Origin of the sequence: Hoyosella levis (assembly GCF_026008515.1) — a bacterium.
Lineage (GTDB): Bacteria > Actinomycetota > Actinomycetes > Mycobacteriales > Mycobacteriaceae > Lolliginicoccus > Lolliginicoccus levis.
In genome coordinates this window covers 1-16,519 of record NZ_BQYM01000010.1, presented here as the reverse complement: position 1 = coordinate 16,519, position 16,519 = coordinate 1, and the positions used below count along the sequence as shown (strand labels likewise).

The following is a 16,519-nucleotide window of genomic DNA, read 5'->3' as shown; positions in this document are numbered from 1 at the left end:
CCAGGAGTCCCGCCGGTAGCGAGCGGGCCCAGGCGCTCCTAGTCGGATGCGCCTAGTCGACGGGCGTCACCGCTGAGCTGCCGATGGTCTCGCCGATGACATCGAGCGCGTCGACCCGCACCACGTCGAAGGCTCCATCGATGATCGCCTCGGTCTCGAAGCCCTCGCGCGGAACGGTGCGCACGACCTCCAGCTCGTCCTCGCTCGGGCCGGCCCAGACGCGCCAGCGACGCACCTGCGTGGCCCCGTTCCAGCTCACGCTCACCCGTGTCGACCGGTTGTCGGCGCGCGCATCGACGACCGGTGGCACAAAGGGCGCCCCGGACCATTCGACGAGCTCGGCGCCGCTTGAGCGCAGCGATGCGGGGAAAACCAAGTGGCGGACGATCTCCCCGCTCGGCGCGAACTCGGTGATGGCGCCCTGCTCGCCCCAGGTGACCAGGCTATTGCCATTGGGCAGCACTTGATGACTGCCGGCGCCGGGGCTAGACCACCCGAAGGGGTGCGGGAACGATTCCGCGACGCTAGCGGTCCGGTCGACCTCGTTGATGTCGAGCACGAGCCCTCGCGATTCCGGCGGGGCGGCAGGCTCCTCGTCGGCGTCCTCGGCCTCCTCCAGTTGCTCGGCGGTGAGGCCACGGTGCGCGTCGCGAGCAGCCCCGTCGAAGACGCTGAGACGCCCGCCGGGCAGCAGGCGGGCATCGCGCGGCCAGTCGAACTCCGCGTCCCCCTCGACCACGAAGTCGCTGGCCTTGCCGCCGAGGCGCCAGGCGAGCTCTCCTGAGTCCCTGTCGATCCGATAGATCGCGCCGGTGTTGTGGCCGGTGATGAGGACATCCCCATCATCAGCGACCGAGAGGCCGACGATGCCGAGGTAGTCCCACGGCTCGGCGGGATCCTCTGGCGCGGCCACCTCCGAATCAGCGGCAGGGATGTGCTCGAGCGCGTCCCACTGGAACAGGACAGCGCCGTTCTGCAGCGAGATTTCCTGCAGCACCGCGGTGCGCATGGCGCGCTCCACGCCATCGATCACGGTCTCGACCACGGGGGTCGCTATCAGCCAAGCGGTGCCATTGGCCGTGATCTGCATGTCCCGGGGGGCCGCGGTGAGCCCGTTCGCGGCGCGGACGAATCGTGTTTCGCCGTAGTTCGCGCCGAGCACCACGAATTCCCCGCCGTTGCTCGTGCCCCGCCAGTAGGTGAGTACTGGTTGCCCATCGAGTTGCTGCACCTTGGGCGCGCGGATCTCCGCGTCCTCGGGGGCGGGCAGGAACCAGATGGGCTCGCCCTTGCCCGAGGCCAGCAAAGCGCCGGGCTGGGCCATGTCGGTATCGTCCGCGCTGTTCTCGTCCGCGCTGTTCTCGTCCGCGCTGCCCTCGTCGTCGCTGTCCCCATCGCTGTTCGCCCCGCCCTCGGCGACTCGTGCGGGCGGCTCGATCGATAGGAGCAGTGATCCGGGCGTCGCGGACTCCAGGAACAGCATGGGTGCCACTACCGGGGGACGCAGCTGCGGCGCCGTGATGTAGGTGCGCGAGCCCACATCAAGCGTGGCCGGGAACACCGGTGCCTCATCAGCCTTGAAGCATCCCGCCAGCAGCGTCACCGACGCGCAAGCCGCGACGATCCGAGCTAGCCGGTACCGCACCGCATTACCACCTCTCGCGCAACACGAATCTCGCTGCCACGCTACGGCAAAATGCCAGCGATCGCCCGCCACCACGCGCCTGCCCGGTTTGTCCCCGCGCTACCCCAGCGCGCTGCGGCGTTGGATACTGATGGGCATGCGGGACGATCCTGGATGGTGCTATCACGGCGATCGCGGGCCCCACGGGCCAGTGGCGGACGCGACACAATGGGTGCTCGCGTGGTCCGGAGTCCGTCGATTGCCCCCGTCCATCCCACCGCTCAAGGATGGACCGGCGTTGTTCCTCGCTGCCGGGCACCTTTCCGCGGCAACCCGGGAGGCGTTCATCCAGCGCCTGCGCTCCGGGGCAAGCATCCCGTCCGTGGGCGGGTTCGTGCGGCTCCGCCAGGACAGCGACCTGCACGGCGCGCTTGCCTCGCGCGCGGAGGCGCTCTCGCCCGGCCCCGCCCGGCTCGTCCTTGGGCGCCAGGCGCGTTCCCTCGAGCAGCGGCTCCGCGAGGCCCGTGCGCGATTCACCCTGGCGCGCGGGCACTATCCCTCGTCGGTCCGCCAGGTCCGTCGCGAGCGCAAGGAGGGAATCTATCTCGGCGTCGAGCAGCGCGACGAGATCTTCGACGCGCTGCGAGCAACGCCAGCACCCCTGCTCGCTGATCGGACGGCGCGCGCCATCCTCGTCCAGCAGGCCCGCAGGCTCGAGGAGCCCGGCCGCTGGGAACCGCTCGCGCGCGCCATCCGGGATCGCCTCGACGTCGACGAGCGCGACGACCAGCGCTTCGCCGACGAGGCCGAAGCGATGCTGCATCTCGCCGGGGTGGCCTGCGACGGGATCAGTAGCTCGCCCGCGTGGCGATCCTCCACGCTGGCGCCCCTGCGTGCTCAGCTCGATCTGGCGGGCGAGCTGAGCGCGATCAGCATCGACGCCGTCGCTGCGGCCGGGCTGCGCGCGGACCTCACGAACTCCCTGGTCGCCGCCAGCACGGCCGCGGAGCGGGAGGACCACCGCGCCCGGACCCGGCAGCTCGCTCCGATCTGGCAGGAGATCGCTGCCCGCATCGGCGCCCTGCTGGACATCGACGAATCCCTGCGCGCGGGCCGGATGCCCGGCAGCGTCGACGGCGACCTGCTTGATGCCCGCCTCGAGGAGATCGCGGGCCGCGCTGGCGATCGCGAGATCTCCGCGGCCGGGATGCGTCGCGTCTCCGAGCACGTCGGCCAGCTCGCGCCCCGCGATGTCGACTATCACGGCATGCTCTTCGGGCGCGGCTCGCCCCCAGCCAGCTAGGAGCGGGAACCCGCTCGCGCGCCAGCCGCCGCGTCGACGAGCTCGGAAAAGGCTGCCGTGACATGCGCGAGGTACCGATCGGTATCGGGGATCGCGGAGGCATCCGCATTGACGCTGACGAAAAGCCGATCGCCGAGCGAGGTGATCTCATGCTTGGCGCCGATGCCGGAGTTCATCGGGAGCAAGCTATAGGTCTCGAGCACCTCGTTGCCCAGGAAGAACAGCGGTGCCCGGCCACGCGGCATATTGGTCGCGACGGTGCTCAAGGATGTCTCGGCGGTCTTGCTGCCGGCCGCGCGGGTCTCGGCGATGGTCAGGGGACGGATGACCGCTGGTGGTAGTCGCAGGATGAGGTGGCCCAGCTCAGCGGTGCGGTGGACGCTCGTCCGGTGCTTCTCGGCAGTCGTGCTGGCGTGGATCCGGCTCAGTCGCTCGACCGGATCCGTGCAGGTGTTGTGCAGGTCCACGGACATGCCAGTGATCTTGTTGACGCCCTCCTCGATGTCCTCGCCGTGCAGGGAGCGGGGCACGCCGCAGATGAGGTCGCCCGCGGGTGCCTCGCCAAGCTCGGCGAGGTAGCGCTGGAGGCCGCCCGAGATCGCGGCGAGCGCTACATCATTGATAGTGGCGCCCTCGACGAGCTCGCGGCAGCGGCGCGCATCGGCCAGGGCGACGTGCGTCCCATTGAACACATGGGAGCCGGAGGTGGTGTCGTTGAGCCGGGTCACCGGAGCGGAAACCGGCCGCGGCTCGACCGTGCCCGTGGCAAGCGCGGCCCGGAACCTGCGCTGCGCCCCGATCGTCCTGTATGTGTCCGCGAGGAAACGTGTGACGGCGCCCGGCGCGCGCGACGCTGCATCGCCGAGTAGCGCGGCCTTGCCGCTTTGTCGCTGGTCGGTGGGCCGTGGCGCGTGCACGTGCCGCGCGACCGGCCCGGGACGCGCGTCGAGCAGCCGGCCCGCGAACCGGACGATGCCGAGCCCGTCCATCGCCGCATGGTGCACCTTGATGAGGAGCACGCTTGCCCCGTCGGGGAACCGCTCGCTCGGAGCGACTCCGGTGAGGACACGGATCTCCCAGAGGGGCCGCGCCAGATCCATGGGCTCATCAAAGACGCGCGCGATCTCGTCGCACGCCGCCCGCCAGGACCCGTCTCCAGGGATGGTGCTGATCCGGATGTGATCGCGCGGGTCGAACCCTGCTTGCGGGACCAGATAGGGCCGGAAGAGCCCGCCGGGCAACTCCACCACGCGCGCATCAAAGGCGGGGGACCCCGCGAGCCGCTCGATGACGTGCGCGGGCACGCTCTCCGCGTCGGTGCCGCTTGCGCCCGGCTCGACGACATAGACGCTCATCAGGTGATGATGGTGGCCCGTCTCCTCGAGGTAGAGCATGACGGCGCTGGCGGGATCGAGTTGTCGCACGCGGGGTTCCTCCGGCAGATGAGCGGGCGGCCCGGGCTGGTGCGCGGGCGCGGCTTTCGGCCCCATCGTGCCAGTAGTCGCCGCGCGAGTCAGCCGACCGCGCACGCGCTCCTACTCCCGCACGAGATTGAGCCCGCCCTTGGTGATCGATAGAGCGTCCTGGATCTGGCCGCTGGTTGCTTCGGGATCATTGATGTCCAGGCCGGGATCGCGGCTGACCAGCGCCACGAACACCGCCTGCCCGTCACTGTCGACCGCTCGGTACGACAGCGCGAGCACGCCCGGCTCGGAACCACCCTTGAACCACACGGTGGGCCACACCTGAGGGTCGAGCCGGATGCCGCCATCGTTGCGCGAGATCGCCCCCTCGATGAGGGGCTCGTCGTGCTCGGCGAGCGCGGCGTAGGCGTTGCATACGTCGTCGAGCGAGGCGAACCATTCGATCTCATCGACGTGGCGCGGGGTGGTCCAATCGGCTGCCTCGCTCAGCGGTGGCAGGGGAGTGCTCGCGAGGGTGCCCTCGATGAAGCCTTGCTTGGCCGTGGTGCCGTCGAGCGCGGCGTACTCGTCGGCGAGCTCGGGGTAGTCGACGGCCTTGAGGATGAACATCTCGCGCGTCGTCAGCAAGGGGGCATTGCTCCCGGTCTCGCCGGTGATGCGCGCGAACGACTCCTCCACGGCGTCACGGCCGACGAGGTCGATCAGCAGGTCGGTCGCGGTGTTGTCGCTGAGCGCCATCATCAGTTCCGTCGCCTCGGTCACGGTGACGGGAGTTCCATCCGCCTCGTCCTGCAGGACTCCGGTCGGCCAGCTCTTGGTCGCGTCCTGCACGGTCATGGTGGTCTCGGGGGAGATGGAGCCCTCGTCGAGGGCGCGGGCCACGGCGTCGAGGACGAAGACCTTGAACACCGACGCGATCGGCACCGTCTCGGTCGCGGCGCGCTCATGGACTGCAGCGCAGGATCCATCCTCATCCATGCGCGCGGCGAGGAACGCGCCTTCTGGCGCGATCGCATCAAGCCGCTCGTCGAGCTCATCCCAGCTCGCGGGCGGGTCGGGCATCTCGGCGGCCGCGGGGGAGATGGTGAGCCCCGCGATCTCGCCAGCCTCGTTGACAGATAGGGCGATGTCGAGGCGTTCCTCGTTGGCGCTGGCGACGATGACGAGCTCGTTGGGCTGGTCGGCCGCGATCGATTCGGTAGCGAACCCGCCGAATTGCTCGAGGGTGTCGTTGAGCTCGTCGGCGGAGACGTTGGCGAGGAAATCCTCGGTGAAGTGCTCACGAAGCTCGGTCTCGCTGATCGGCGGATTGGCCGAAGCGGACAGGAACCAGGCCATCTGCTGGCCGGCCGCGGTGTCCGGGAGGGATACGGGCGACTGCTCGCTGCTGGCCTCGCTGCCAGTAGCAGGATCGTCACTGGTGGAGCAGGAGGCGAGCGTGGCTGCGGCGGCGATGACCGTGAGCACGGCGGTGGCGCGACGCACGGGGGAGACGGAGGGGCGCATGCCTCCATTACTACCCTGCATCGATGCGGAACGAGGTGGAGGGCCCTGCATCCGCGCCGACGAGTGCCCGCTGCTCCGCGAGCGTGCGATCCGCGACTGCTTGCGGCGCTGCAAGTGTCGTTCTTCGCACGCTCTCCGGACTCGCCGCACGGCTCCCGGCGCGCCCGGCACAAGCAATGTGCGCCAAGTACTGGCGCTGCGGGCCGCGATGTGGTCTACTTAGTTCCGGTCGTAGTTTTCGGTGTTCGTTTCGTGCGTGCTCGAGATCAATGTTGCGGTCACAGGGTATACACAAAGCGTTCTTCACCAGTAAGACTCGCAAGCTCCTGTGATCTCAACCGGCCTGATGGGCTGGAACGTCTACCCATCATTTCCGGTAAGAGAGAGAAGTATCATGGCGCAGGGCACAGTCAAGTGGTTCAACTCGGAGAAGGGCTTCGGCTTCATTGCTCCCGAGGACGGTTCCGCTGACGTATTCGTTCACTACTCGGAGATCCAGTCGAACGGTTTCCGTTCGCTCGAGGAGAACCAGCGAGTCGAGTTCGAGATCGGCCAGAGCCCCAAGGGCCAGCAGGCCATCGCGGTTCGCCCCCTCTGAGGAACACCCCAAACTTGAGGTAGTTCGCTAAGACATCGAGCCCCCCGCATTCGTGCGGGGGGCTCGTTGCATGTCCAGATGGCCCGACCGCGCAGGCCCCTATCCTCCCCGCCCTGTTCAGCATTACCATGACATATGAACATCTGAACAGATGAGAGGATAAGTGGTGGGGAGCTCGCGGGCACGCAACGCCATCGCCTTGCCGATGACGGCCGCGCTCGCGCTGATCCTCGGGGCCTGCACCACCCCCGGCGCCACTAGCGAGGAACCGAGCGGCCTCATCCTCGCGGATTCCAGCGATCCCGGTGGCTACAACCCCATCGCCGGCTACGCGCCCGTCGGCGCATCCAAGCTCTACGACGGACTGCTCCGCCACAATGCGGATGGAACCGCTCTCGAGCCCGCGCTCGCCGCAACGATGCCCACTAGCGACAGCACGGGCACCCAATGGACGGTCACGCTCCGCGAGGGCGTGTCCTTCACCGACGGCACGGCCCTCGACGCGACCGACGTCGTCGCGACCTACCGGGCGATCCTCGACCCCGCGAGCGCGACCGAGATCGCTTCGGCATTCAGCATGATCACCCGCGTCGAGGCGCTCGACGAGCAGACGGTGCGCTTCACCCTCGAGCATCCCTTCGCGGCGTTCCCCGTGAAGCTGCTGCTCGGCATCGTCCCCTCCGAGCGCATCGTCGCTGGCCAGCCCGCCTCAGAATCCGTGCTCAATACCGAGCCCGTGGGCACCGGCCCCTATCAGCTCGCCGAGCTTCGCCCCGACCGGGCCGTCCTTCGCGCGAACCCCGCGTACTGGGATGGCGCGCCCGCGGTCGAGCAGATCACCCTGCTCTCGGTCCCCGACGACAATGCCCGGGCGCTGCGGCTCGCCGCGGGGGAGCTCGATGGTGCGCCGCTGCCACCGCTGCTGGCCCAGCGCTATGCCGGGCGCACCGGGATGGACCTCGTCACCGCTCCGTCCGCGGACTGGCGTGGGGTCTCGATGCCCGCCAGCGGCCCCGTCACCGGGGATGCCACGATCCGTCGCGCGCTCAATCTCGCCGTCGACCGCGACGCCATGATCACCACCCTGCTCGGTGGCCACGGCCGCCCCGCCCACACCCCGATCCCTCCCCATGCGGGGGAATCCCACGAGCCCGCAGCGGTGTTCGACCATGATCCGGCCGCGGCCCGCGCGCTGCTCGAGGGCGCACGATGGCGCCGCGGCAACGATGGCGTCCGCGAGAAGGATGGGCAGCGAGCCACTTTCACTGTCATGTACAACCCCGCGGACCTCGTGCGCCGCGACCTCGCGCAGGCGTTCGCCGCCGATGCGCGCCAGATCGGAATCGAGGTGCAGCTCGAGGCACTGCCGTGGGACCGGATCACTCCCCGCATCGAGGATGACGCGATCCTGCTCGGTGGAGGCGAGGAGCCCTACGATCCCGACACCCAGGTCTATGCGACCTGGCACTCGCGCTTTCTCGATCCTGGGGCCGGCAACGCGTTCGACAATGCCAGCCGCCATGCCGATCCGCGCATTGATGCCCTGCTCGACACAGCCCGCCGGGTGACCGATCCAGGAGAGCGCGCCGAAGCGTACCGCGAGGCCCAGCGTCGCTACATCGAGGCCCCCGGGTATGTCTTCCTCGTCTTCCTGGACCACACCTACCTCGCCAATGCCTCTGGCTGGACCGTCAGCGAGCCGATTCTCGAGCCCCACGCCCACGGAGCCCTGTGGGGACCCTGGTGGTCCGTCGAGTCCTGGACCCCGCGATGACCGCCACAGCGATGACCACCACAGCGGCGAGCGAACGGCTCCCTGGCCGTGGCCGACGGCTGCGGGAGCGCGGGGCGGGACGCATGATCCTGCGCAGGCTGGCCCTGTTCCCGATCGTCACCATCGTCGTTTCCGCGGCATTGTTCGCCGCGGCCGCAGCCTCCCCGTTCGATCCGCTCGCCGCATACCTCGGCAACCGCTACCTGACCGCGAGCGAGGAATCGAAAGCCGCCATCACCGCGACTCTCGGCCTTGATGCCCCCTGGTACACCGCCTACTGGTGGTGGATCTCTGACCTCAGCAACGGCGACCTGGGCTACTCCCGTGCCTTCCATCAGCCCGTGGCCGACGTGCTCGCGGAACGGCTGCCCTGGACCTTTCTGCTCGTGACCACCTCGCTGGTCGTAGCGATCCCCGTAGCGCTGTTGCTAGGCACCTGGGCCGGAATGCGGCCCGGCAGCATCATCGACCGCGTCATCACCATGATCGCGCTGGCCGTGCAGGCGATGCCACCGTTCGTGCTGGCGCTCGCCGCGATCGCGGTGTTCGCGCTCGCGCTGGGCTGGCTTCCACCGGCCGGGCTCACTGATGCAGGGGCCGCCCCATCCCCGGACCAGGTCGCTCGTCATATCGTGCTGCCCGCGAGCGTGCTCGCGATCAGCCAGATGCCCTGGCTGCTGCTCGCTGCCCGCGAGTCCATCGCCGCGAGCCTGTCGTCCAGCTTCGTCGCCGGAGCGCGGGCGCGCGGCATCAGCGAGCGGCGCATCCTCACCGGGCATGTGCTGCCGTCGTCTCTCGCCCCGGTCCTGACGATCCTCGGAGCACGCCTGCCCGAGCTGATCGTCGGCGCGGTACTCGTCGAGGAGGTGTTCTCCTGGCCGGGCATTGCTGCTGCGCTAGTCACCTCTGCCCAGCACCTCGACCTGCCGCTGCTCGCCATGCTGACGATAGCCACCACGCTCGCGGTCCTGCTCGGCTCGCTCCTCGCCGATCTTGCCTACCTCGTCGCTGACCCGCGGGTGCGCGCCGATGGCTAGGCCTGCGTTGCCCGCCGCGCCTGTCCTCGGACTGGGCATCCTCGGCATGGTCCTCGCCTATGCCATTCTCGTGCCGTGGTTCGCCGGGCCCGATGCGCTCGCCGTCGATCTCTCCGCAGCACGACGCGCACCATCGCTGGCGCATCCCTTCGGCACCGACAGCCTCGGCCGGGACCTCTTCGCCCAGGTAGCTGCTGCTCTGCGCGTGTCGCTGCTCATCGCTGCCGCCGCAGCCCTGCTCGCCACCTGCATCGGACTGCTCATCGGCACCGCCTCGGCGCTAGCCGGGGGAGCCACCGATCGCCTCGTGATGCGCTTCGCCGACGCCACCAATGCCCTGCCGCACCTGATCCTCGGCATCGTCATCGTCGCGATGTTCCGCGGCAACATCGCCGCGATCATCCTGTCGATCGGGCTCACCCACTGGGTGCTCGTCGCCCGCATCACCCGGTCCGAGGCGCTAGTGCTGCGCGAGCATGACTACATCACCGCCGCCCGGCTCGCCGGCGCCGGAAAGCGGCACATCCTGGGCCAGCACATCGTTCCCGGCGTGCTCGGCCAGGCGCTCGTCGCCACCACGCTGCTGCTGCCGCACGCGGTATGGCACGAGTCGACCCTGTCCTTCCTCGGCCTCGGCCTGCCCCCGCACCAGCCCAGCCTCGGCACCCTGCTCGCGGACTCGCGCGACGCGATCCTCCTCGGCTCCTGGTGGACGCTCGCCTTCCCGGCCGGGATGCTCGTGCTCGCCACGATCGCCCTCGCCCTCGCCAGCTCCCGCGTGGGCCGGGCGCACCACCATCACCAGCGCCAGGAGGCCCTGCGATGAGCCCAGCAACCCGAGTGGCCGAGCCGCGCGCCCGTCAAACCGTGCCAACGGGGTCCAGCACCAGTCCGGTGCTGGCCATCAACGACCTGACGGTCCGCATCCCGCTGCGCGATGGCCGCGTCGTGCACGCCCTGTCCGGGATCACTCTGCACCTTCGACCCGGCACCATCACCGCGCTGATCGGCGAGTCAGGCTGCGGCAAGTCCATGCTCGCTGCGGCGTTGATGCGGCTGCTGCCGCCGCGCGCACGAACCACTGGCACCGCGCGCCTGACGACCCCCAGCGGTGTGATCGATGTGCTGTCGCCACAGTGCCGACGGGGCAGCGACATTGGCCTCGTGCCGCAATCCCCGGCAACGAGCTTCACGCCCGTGCGCACCGTCGGCTCCCAGATCCACGAGACGATCAATGAGCTCGGCGGCAACCATGAGCCCCGCGCGCTCGCGGAGCGAGCCGGACTGCCCCCGGAACTGCTGCACCGGTATCCGCACGAGCTATCCGGGGGACAGGCCCAGCGCGCCGCGATCGCCGCTGCCCTCGCCGGGGATCCCACAGTGCTCATCGCCGACGAGCCCACCTCCCAGCTCGACCCAGCGCTAGCCCGAGGAACGCACCAGTTGCTGCGCGACCTCGCCAGCACCGGCTCAACGATCCTGCTGATCAGTCACGATCTCGCCGCTCTGCAGCGCGACGTGGTGGCCGACCACATCGCCGTGATGCACGCGTCCCGGTTGATGGAGGAAGGACCCGCCGCGGACGTGCTGGCCGACCCCTGGCACGACTACACCCGCGGCCTGCTCGCGGCGCTTCCCGAGCGGGGACTGCGCCCGCTGCCCGGGCAGCCCGTGAGCCTCATCGACCTTCCCGAGGAATGCGTCTACCACCTGCGGGATCCCGCGTCGCGCCAGTCCGGCGGCAGGACCGCGCTGCGCATCGCCGGGAACCGCTCCGTGCGGCAGAGGACCTCCTGATGTGGTCCGCGCAGCACCTCAGCGTCGGCTATCCCGGCACCCCCGTGCTCGACGACGTCAGTATTGACATCGCGCCAGGAGAGATCGTCGGCCTCGGTGGCCCCTCGGGCAGCGGCAAGACCACCCTCGCCCGCGCCATGCTCGGCCTGCGCGCCCCGCGGCACGGCGCTGTCAGCCTCGATGGGCGCGATGTCCGGTCCGCCCCGCGGGGCTCGCTCGCGATGTTGTTCCAGGCGCCACGAAGCGCTACCAATCCCCGCCACACCCTGCGCCGCATCATCGACGAGCCACGACAAATACGGGCCTCGCGCGCGCGCCGGCAACCGGGCTTGATCGAGGAGATCGCCGCGAGAGCCGGACTGACCGCCGACCTGCTCGATCGGTATCCCCACGAGGTCAGCGACGGGCAACTGCAACGCGCGTGCCTCGCCCGCGCCCTCGTCCAGTCGCCCCGCTACCTGGTGTGCGACGAGGCGACCGCGATGCTCGACCCCGCCACCGCCGCTACTGTCGCCCGCGTCCTCGTTGATCGTGCGCGCCGTCATGGCATGGGGATCCTGCTGATCAGCCACGACAGCGCGCTGATTGCCGCAGTCGCCGACAGCGCGGTCGCGCTTCCCGCGAGGAATGCAGCGCAGTGATACCTCAGCTGGCAGGGCCGGTGTCCTAGAGCTGCACCATCTCGGCGGAGCCCTGCGTCAGTACTTCCGTGCCCGTGGCAGTGATCGCGAACGTGTGCGACAGGCCCACCCCGGCCTCGCCGATCGACCGGAACGAGCCTGGCATGTGGAAGACCATGCCTTCGCGCAGCGGCTCCGGATTGTCGATCGTGATGTTGAACGGAACGCTGTCCATCCAGTGCGGGGGATGCGCGAGCCCCACCGGGTAGCCGAACAAGTCGTGGAACACGACGCCTTCGGGCAATGCGCCAAGCTGGCCGCTGACCGTGCGTGCCACCTCATCGCAGGGCGCGCCAGCCCGGGCGGTCTCGAGCACCCCGGCGACGTATTCACTGGCCAGTCCCGCCAGCCGGGTGACCAGCGGGGACGGTGTGCCCTTGCAGAACGTCCGCATGATGGGTGCGTGATAGCGGTGATGGGTGCCGGCGAATTCCACGAAGGTCGACCCTTCTTCCAGCGGGATGCCGCGCCACGTCGAGTGCGGGATCGACGCCCTGTTGCCCGTTGCCACGACGACCTGCCACGCCGATCGCGAGTTCGCCTGCTCCACGAGCGCGCCGCTGATCGCCGCCGCCACCGAGGCATCCGTCGCTCCAGGCCGGGCTGCCGCGACGTAGGCCGCCTGCACGCCCCGCTCGGTCGACTCGCCCGCGATGCGCACGCACTCGATCTCCGCGGGGGACATCACGATCCGGACTGCGTCGACCATGTCGGAGCCGGGATCGACATTGCACTCGGCGTCGCGCAGCACATCGATCATGCTCATGGGAGTGCGCGAATCCGCGCCAACACGACCGCCGCCGACCCCGTGCGCGATGAACTCGGCCACCGCGGCGTACGCGGTGTGCGCCGTGGCGTACCGGAAGTACCGCACCACGGGCGCGACCGAGCTCGCCACTGCCCGGCCTACCTCGAAGTCAGGAACGAATAGGATCAGCTCGCGCGCGGTGACGAACATTGGCTGCGGGATCGTCTCCGCCGAGAAGTAGCCACAGAGGTACTCCACCGCAGAAGGACGCGATACCACGAGGGCATCGAGACCGTTGTCAGCCATGGCCGCGCGCACGCGCCGGAGCCGGTCCTCGTACTCCTCGGGAGGGAACGCGGGGGGCTCGGCGGCGGCGACGGTGGCCAACCGATCCGGATCCGACAGCCAGCCAGGGGGCGTGCACCCCGCGAGCGGCTCGACGACAGGGGACTTCTTGGTGACTGGATTGCTGCCCATGCAAACGACCTTACGTCGAGAGGGCCTGTCGCGCCCTCCGGTTCACGAGCGAAGGCGTGCGATCTGGAGTAGTGCTGAGCGAGCGCGTGATGCCTGCGGAGCATGCCGACGGCGCGAGGTTCTAGACATTTCGTACAGGTTCACTGATTCTCGCCTCTCGGACGGAAGCTCCCGCTAGCGTCTAGGTGTACCAGTACTTCGAACGTGAAGGACCACATCATGCGCATTCGCCATCTCGTGCCCGCCACGGGCCTTGCCCTCGCCGCGAGCATTGCCGTGCCCGCGATCGCCCAGGCCGCGACCATCGACGACTATCTCGCGCCCGAGCTCTCCGTCCTCGTTCCCGCTGAGATCGCCGAGCAGGTGCTTCCACTGCTGCCGCCGCCTCCGCCCGAGCCGATCAGTGCCGGGGACCTGGGCTCTCTTGCTGAGTTTGTCCCCGCGGCCCCCGAGGCCGCGCCGCCGGTCTACGCGGACTGCACCGAGGTATGGGAGGCCGGCGCCGGGCCGATCGAGGAGGGTGACCCCGGGTTCGAGGAGAAGTTCGACGCTGACGACGATGGGGTTGGCTGCGAGACCGATCCCCGCTAGCTCCCGCGAACCAGCGCGGTCGCCGCATCAACAAGGCTGCCGCCTCCGATGCCCGGTGTGATGAGCCCGCATGTGCTGCCCGAATGTTTATGTGACAGCTCGTGCGGGCATGTCTCAGTAAGCCCGCGTAGTGTGGGCTGCATCACCTACAGCGATTGGAGGCCGACAATGGCCGAAGGACAAAGTGAACGCCCGGAACCCACGAACACCGTCGACGCGTTGAAGCACATCGCCCAGACCTCCCTCGATAAGTCCGGGGAGATCGTCGAGGGCAGCACCGACATGCTGAAGGGAAACGTCTCCGGCGGCATCGGCAAGATCATCAAGGGCGCCACTGACATCGCGACCACCTCCGCGGGGAAGGGTGCGCGCATCCTCACGCACAATTTCCCCGACGAAGGGGACGAGGGCACCAAGGAAGCGATGAAGGAACAGAAGAAGGTCGACCGCGAGCAGGGGTCCTCCGACGACAAGAAGAAGTAGCGGTCGCGAGCCCACATCCCGCGCGCGAGGCCAGCTAGGACGGCGATGTCGCCTGGCAGGGCCCCGCGGGATTCGGGCGCGCGCTCGGATCGCCCTTCGGCCCAGCCTTTGTGGTTCTCGATGGGCGTGGCCGCGCCCCGGATGGCATCGCGATCAGCGATACTGGCAGCCGGAACTCTTGGAGGCGCAGCCTTCGATCCAGGACGAGGACACGCATGCCACGCTGCGTGCGGGAAGGAGCATCCGTGCCCAGCACGCCTGCCCAGGACGAGATCGTTCCCGCGCTCATCGAGCAGTGGGAAGTGCTCGACGCATTGCTGCACGAGATCCCGGACACCCGCTGGGCAGAGGAATCGATCCTGCCGGGCTGGCGATTGCAGGACATCGTGTCCCACATCATTGGCACCGAGTCGATGCTGCTCGGAGAGCAACCACCCGCGCCTGCTTCCGACCCGCGCGAGCGGGCGCACGTGCACAATGACATCGCCGCCATCAACGAGCAGTGGATCGACCACCTCCGGGGCGAGAGTCCCGACCGCATAAGGGAATTGTTCCGCACGATCACGTCCCGGCGTGCCGCGGCATTGCGGGAGCTTTCCGCGGAGCAGTGGGAGCAACTCTCTTTCGGTCCCACCGGGCCGACCACCTATGGCGGATTCATGCGGGTCCGCCTGTTCGACTGCTGGATGCATGAGCTTGATCTGCGCGACAGCGCGGGGCTGTCCGGCGACGAGGGTGGGCCACGCGCGGCGATCTCGCTCGACGTCATCTCCGCGGGCCTGCCCTACGCCGTGGGCCGCAAGGCTCGAGCACCGCGTGGTTCCACGATCACCTTCACCACGACCGGCCCTATCGAGCGGGCGATCCACATCGAGGTCGGGGAGAAAGCCCGCCTCGTCCCGGCCCACGAAGCTTCTCCCACCGTAGCGATCTCGCTTGGTTCAGGGCTGCTCGCGCGCCTCGCGGCAGGCCGGGTGCGCGCTGCGGATCATCGCGAGTCGATCAGCATCGAGGGCGACGGCCAGCTCGCCACCATGATCCTTGAGAACCTCGCGTTCGTGATGTGACCCCGGGCCGAGCGCTTTCCCTCCGCTAGCGCGCGAGGTGCCGAGCAATGACGAGGCGCTGGATCTGGTTCGTTCCCTCGAAGATCTGCATCACCTTCGCCTCGCGCATATAGCGCTCCACCGGGAAGTCGCCGGTGTAGCCGTAGCCGCCCAGGACCTGCACCGCATCAGTGGTGACCTTCATCGCGGCGTCGGTGGCAATGAGCTTGGCGATCGATGCCTGCTGCGAGTACGGCAATCCCGCATCGCGCCGTCGCGCCGCATCGAGATACGTCGCGCGCGCCGCCCCGATGGCAGCGGCCATGTCAGCGAGGAGGAATCCGAGGCCCTGGTGGTCGATGATGGCCTTGCCGAAGGCTTCTCGCTCCTTGGCGTAGGCGACCGCGTCGTCGAGGGCACGCTGCGCGAGACCGGTGGCCACCGCAGCGATGCCAAGCCGACCGGAATCCAGCGCGCTGAACGCGATCGGCAGGCCGTCGCCCTCCGCGCCGAGGCGGTGCTCGCCCGGCAGGAACGCCGAGTCGTAGAACGCGGCGGTGGTGGGGATCGCGCGCAGTCCGAGCTTGTCCTCGGGCTTGCCGAACGACAATCCCGGGGTAGTCGCGGGCACGTGGAAGCAGCTGATGCCGCGCGAGCCGTCCCCTGTGCGGGCGAACAGCGTGTAGAAGTCCGCGCGACCACCGTGGGTGATCCAGGCCTTGCTGCCGCTGATGCTGTAACCGCCGTCGCCGGGGGTCGCGCGGCAGCGCAGCGCTGCGGCGTCGGAGCCCGCGTGGGCCTCGGAGAGGCTGTACGCGCCGATCAGGTCCCCGCCGAGCATGCCCGGGAGCCAGCGCTGCTGTTGCTCCGGCGTGCCTCGGGTGGCCATGGCGTAGCAGGACAGGCCATGCACGCTCACCGCCACAGCTACTGCGGCCCAGCGGGCCCCGAGCTCCTCGAGGACCTGCAGGTACACCTCATAGGGCTGCCCGCCGCCACCGAGCTCCTCCGGGTAGGGCAGGCTGAGCAGTCCTAGCTCGCCGAGGGTGGCGAACAGGCCTCCGGGGTAGGTCTCGTGCTTCTCGTGATCAGCGACGATGGGGTCGATCTCGCGCGCGGCGACATCGCGGACGAGCTCGATGAGGTCGCGTGCCTCGCTGGTGGGCAGGTGGCGCTCAACGGGCATGGGATCCTCCGGGGCTGCCAGGCTGCCCGGACGCGGCTCGGGATAGATCGGTCACGGCGTCCACTGTAGTGGCGCGAGCGGGCCCGGGTGGCGGCGAGTGAGCCGCGGGCGTGCGGCGGGTGTGCCGCGAGTGTGCGGCGAGTGTGCGAAATACGACAGCTCAACTCGGGTGGATTCATGCGGTCGTCGCAACACCAGGCGGATCCGGCTCCTCGGACAACATCCTAGCGAGGGCCTCGGCAGGG

The 16,519-nt window shown here is 69.1% G+C and carries 15 protein-coding genes; 10 read left to right on the top strand and 5 right to left on the bottom strand.

Annotation, left to right across the window (positions count from 1 at the left end; translation table 11 throughout):
• Window positions 1-52 precede the first annotated feature (52 nt).
• Window positions 53-1,645: an arylsulfotransferase family protein gene (locus tag QC765_RS11810; RefSeq protein ID WP_278314644.1), complete on the bottom strand. Its 1,593-nt coding sequence runs from the start codon at window positions 1,643-1,645 to the stop codon at window positions 53-55.
• A 136-nt stretch (window positions 1,646-1,781) separates the two neighbouring features.
• Here QC765_RS11810 and QC765_RS11805 point away from each other — a divergent pair, with 136 nt between their 5' ends.
• Window positions 1,782-2,927 (top strand): hypothetical protein, encoded by a 1,146-nt coding sequence (locus tag QC765_RS11805; protein ID WP_278314643.1) that lies wholly within the window; start codon window positions 1,782-1,784, stop codon window positions 2,925-2,927.
• Here the strand turns inward: QC765_RS11805 and QC765_RS11800 are convergent.
• Window positions 2,924-4,351: a wax ester/triacylglycerol synthase family O-acyltransferase gene (locus tag QC765_RS11800; RefSeq protein WP_278314642.1), complete on the bottom strand. Its 1,428-nt coding sequence runs from the start codon at window positions 4,349-4,351 to the stop codon at window positions 2,924-2,926. The two genes, QC765_RS11805 and QC765_RS11800, sit on opposite strands and share 4 nt — an antisense overlap.
• Window positions 4,352-4,462: 111 nt before the next feature.
• Window positions 4,463-5,857 (bottom strand): serine hydrolase, encoded by a 1,395-nt coding sequence (locus QC765_RS11795; RefSeq protein ID WP_278314641.1) that lies wholly within the window; start codon window positions 5,855-5,857, stop codon window positions 4,463-4,465.
• Window positions 5,858-6,251: 394 nt separating this feature from the next.
• Here QC765_RS11795 and QC765_RS11790 point away from each other — a divergent pair, with 394 nt between their 5' ends.
• From QC765_RS11790 to QC765_RS11765, 6 genes are all read left to right on the top strand, one after another.
• Window positions 6,252-6,455 carry a cold-shock protein gene (locus QC765_RS11790; RefSeq protein ID WP_149359483.1) on the top strand — a complete coding sequence of 68 codons (204 nt, stop codon included), beginning with the start codon at window positions 6,252-6,254 and terminating at the stop codon, window positions 6,453-6,455.
• A 166-nt stretch (window positions 6,456-6,621) separates the two neighbouring features.
• Window positions 6,622-8,229: an ABC transporter substrate-binding protein gene (locus QC765_RS11785; RefSeq protein ID WP_309297300.1), complete on the top strand. Its 1,608-nt coding sequence runs from the start codon at window positions 6,622-6,624 to the stop codon at window positions 8,227-8,229.
• A complete protein-coding gene (locus QC765_RS11780) occupies window positions 8,226-9,266 on the top strand; it encodes an ABC transporter permease (protein WP_373876744.1) in 1,041 nt (346 codons plus the stop codon). The genes QC765_RS11785 and QC765_RS11780 overlap by 4 nt, the downstream gene beginning before the upstream one ends.
• Window positions 9,259-10,092, top strand: a complete 834-nt coding sequence (locus QC765_RS11775) for an ABC transporter permease (protein ID WP_278314640.1) — start codon at window positions 9,259-9,261, stop codon at window positions 10,090-10,092. The genes QC765_RS11780 and QC765_RS11775 overlap by 8 nt, the downstream gene beginning before the upstream one ends.
• Window positions 10,089-11,063, top strand: a complete 975-nt coding sequence (locus tag QC765_RS11770) for an ATP-binding cassette domain-containing protein (RefSeq protein WP_278314639.1) — start codon at window positions 10,089-10,091, stop codon at window positions 11,061-11,063. The genes QC765_RS11775 and QC765_RS11770 overlap by 4 nt, the downstream gene beginning before the upstream one ends.
• Window positions 11,063-11,704 carry an ABC transporter ATP-binding protein gene (locus QC765_RS11765; protein WP_278314638.1) on the top strand — a complete coding sequence of 214 codons (642 nt, stop codon included), beginning with the start codon at window positions 11,063-11,065 and terminating at the stop codon, window positions 11,702-11,704. The genes QC765_RS11770 and QC765_RS11765 overlap by 1 nt, the downstream gene beginning before the upstream one ends.
• Before the next feature lie 25 nt (window positions 11,705-11,729).
• Here QC765_RS11765 and QC765_RS11760 read toward each other — a convergent pair whose 3' ends face one another.
• The gene (locus QC765_RS11760) at window positions 11,730-12,968 is read right to left on the bottom strand and encodes a M24 family metallopeptidase (protein WP_278314637.1); all 1,239 of its coding nucleotides are present in this window, start codon (window positions 12,966-12,968) and stop codon (window positions 11,730-11,732) included.
• 219 nt (window positions 12,969-13,187) lie between these two features.
• Between QC765_RS11760 and QC765_RS11755 the strand changes: the two genes are divergently transcribed.
• The 3 genes from QC765_RS11755 to QC765_RS11745 all read left to right on the top strand — a co-directional run bounded on the left by QC765_RS11755 (window position 13,188) and on the right by QC765_RS11745 (window position 15,109).
• Window positions 13,188-13,559 (top strand): excalibur calcium-binding domain-containing protein, encoded by a 372-nt coding sequence (locus tag QC765_RS11755; protein ID WP_278314636.1) that lies wholly within the window; start codon window positions 13,188-13,190, stop codon window positions 13,557-13,559.
• A 168-nt stretch (window positions 13,560-13,727) separates the two neighbouring features.
• Window positions 13,728-14,042 carry an Rv1893 family protein gene (locus QC765_RS11750; protein WP_278314635.1) on the top strand — a complete coding sequence of 105 codons (315 nt, stop codon included), beginning with the start codon at window positions 13,728-13,730 and terminating at the stop codon, window positions 14,040-14,042.
• Between the two features lie 245 nt (window positions 14,043-14,287).
• Window positions 14,288-15,109 (top strand): maleylpyruvate isomerase family mycothiol-dependent enzyme, encoded by an 822-nt coding sequence (locus QC765_RS11745; protein WP_278314634.1) that lies wholly within the window; start codon window positions 14,288-14,290, stop codon window positions 15,107-15,109.
• 25 nt (window positions 15,110-15,134) lie between these two features.
• Here QC765_RS11745 and QC765_RS11740 read toward each other — a convergent pair whose 3' ends face one another.
• The gene (locus QC765_RS11740; RefSeq protein ID WP_278314633.1) at window positions 15,135-16,274 is read right to left on the bottom strand and encodes an acyl-CoA dehydrogenase family protein; all 1,140 of its coding nucleotides are present in this window, start codon (window positions 16,272-16,274) and stop codon (window positions 15,135-15,137) included.
• Between the last annotated feature and the right edge of the window lie 245 nt (window positions 16,275-16,519).

What these genes read in the sequence shown, in the direction of transcription:
- QC765_RS11805 (WP_278314643.1), top strand. Translation starts at nt 1,782, where the DNA reads ATGCGGGACGATCCTGGATGGTGCTATCACGGCGATCGCGGGCCCCAC.
- QC765_RS11795 (WP_278314641.1), bottom strand. Translation starts at nt 5,857, where the DNA reads ATGCGCCCCTCCGTCTCCCCCGTGCGTCGCGCCACCGCCGTGCTCACG.
- QC765_RS11790 (WP_149359483.1), top strand. Translation starts at nt 6,252, where the DNA reads ATGGCGCAGGGCACAGTCAAGTGGTTCAACTCGGAGAAGGGCTTCGGC.
- QC765_RS11780 (WP_373876744.1), top strand. Translation starts at nt 8,226, where the DNA reads ATGACCGCCACAGCGATGACCACCACAGCGGCGAGCGAACGGCTCCCT.
- QC765_RS11775 (WP_278314640.1), top strand. Translation starts at nt 9,259, where the DNA reads ATGGCTAGGCCTGCGTTGCCCGCCGCGCCTGTCCTCGGACTGGGCATC.
- QC765_RS11770 (WP_278314639.1), top strand. Translation starts at nt 10,089, where the DNA reads ATGAGCCCAGCAACCCGAGTGGCCGAGCCGCGCGCCCGTCAAACCGTG.
- QC765_RS11765 (WP_278314638.1), top strand. Translation starts at nt 11,063, where the DNA reads ATGTGGTCCGCGCAGCACCTCAGCGTCGGCTATCCCGGCACCCCCGTG.
- QC765_RS11760 (WP_278314637.1), bottom strand. Translation starts at nt 12,968, where the DNA reads ATGGGCAGCAATCCAGTCACCAAGAAGTCCCCTGTCGTCGAGCCGCTC.
- QC765_RS11755 (WP_278314636.1), top strand. Translation starts at nt 13,188, where the DNA reads ATGCGCATTCGCCATCTCGTGCCCGCCACGGGCCTTGCCCTCGCCGCG.
- QC765_RS11750 (WP_278314635.1), top strand. Translation starts at nt 13,728, where the DNA reads ATGGCCGAAGGACAAAGTGAACGCCCGGAACCCACGAACACCGTCGAC.
- QC765_RS11740 (WP_278314633.1), bottom strand. Translation starts at nt 16,274, where the DNA reads ATGCCCGTTGAGCGCCACCTGCCCACCAGCGAGGCACGCGACCTCATC.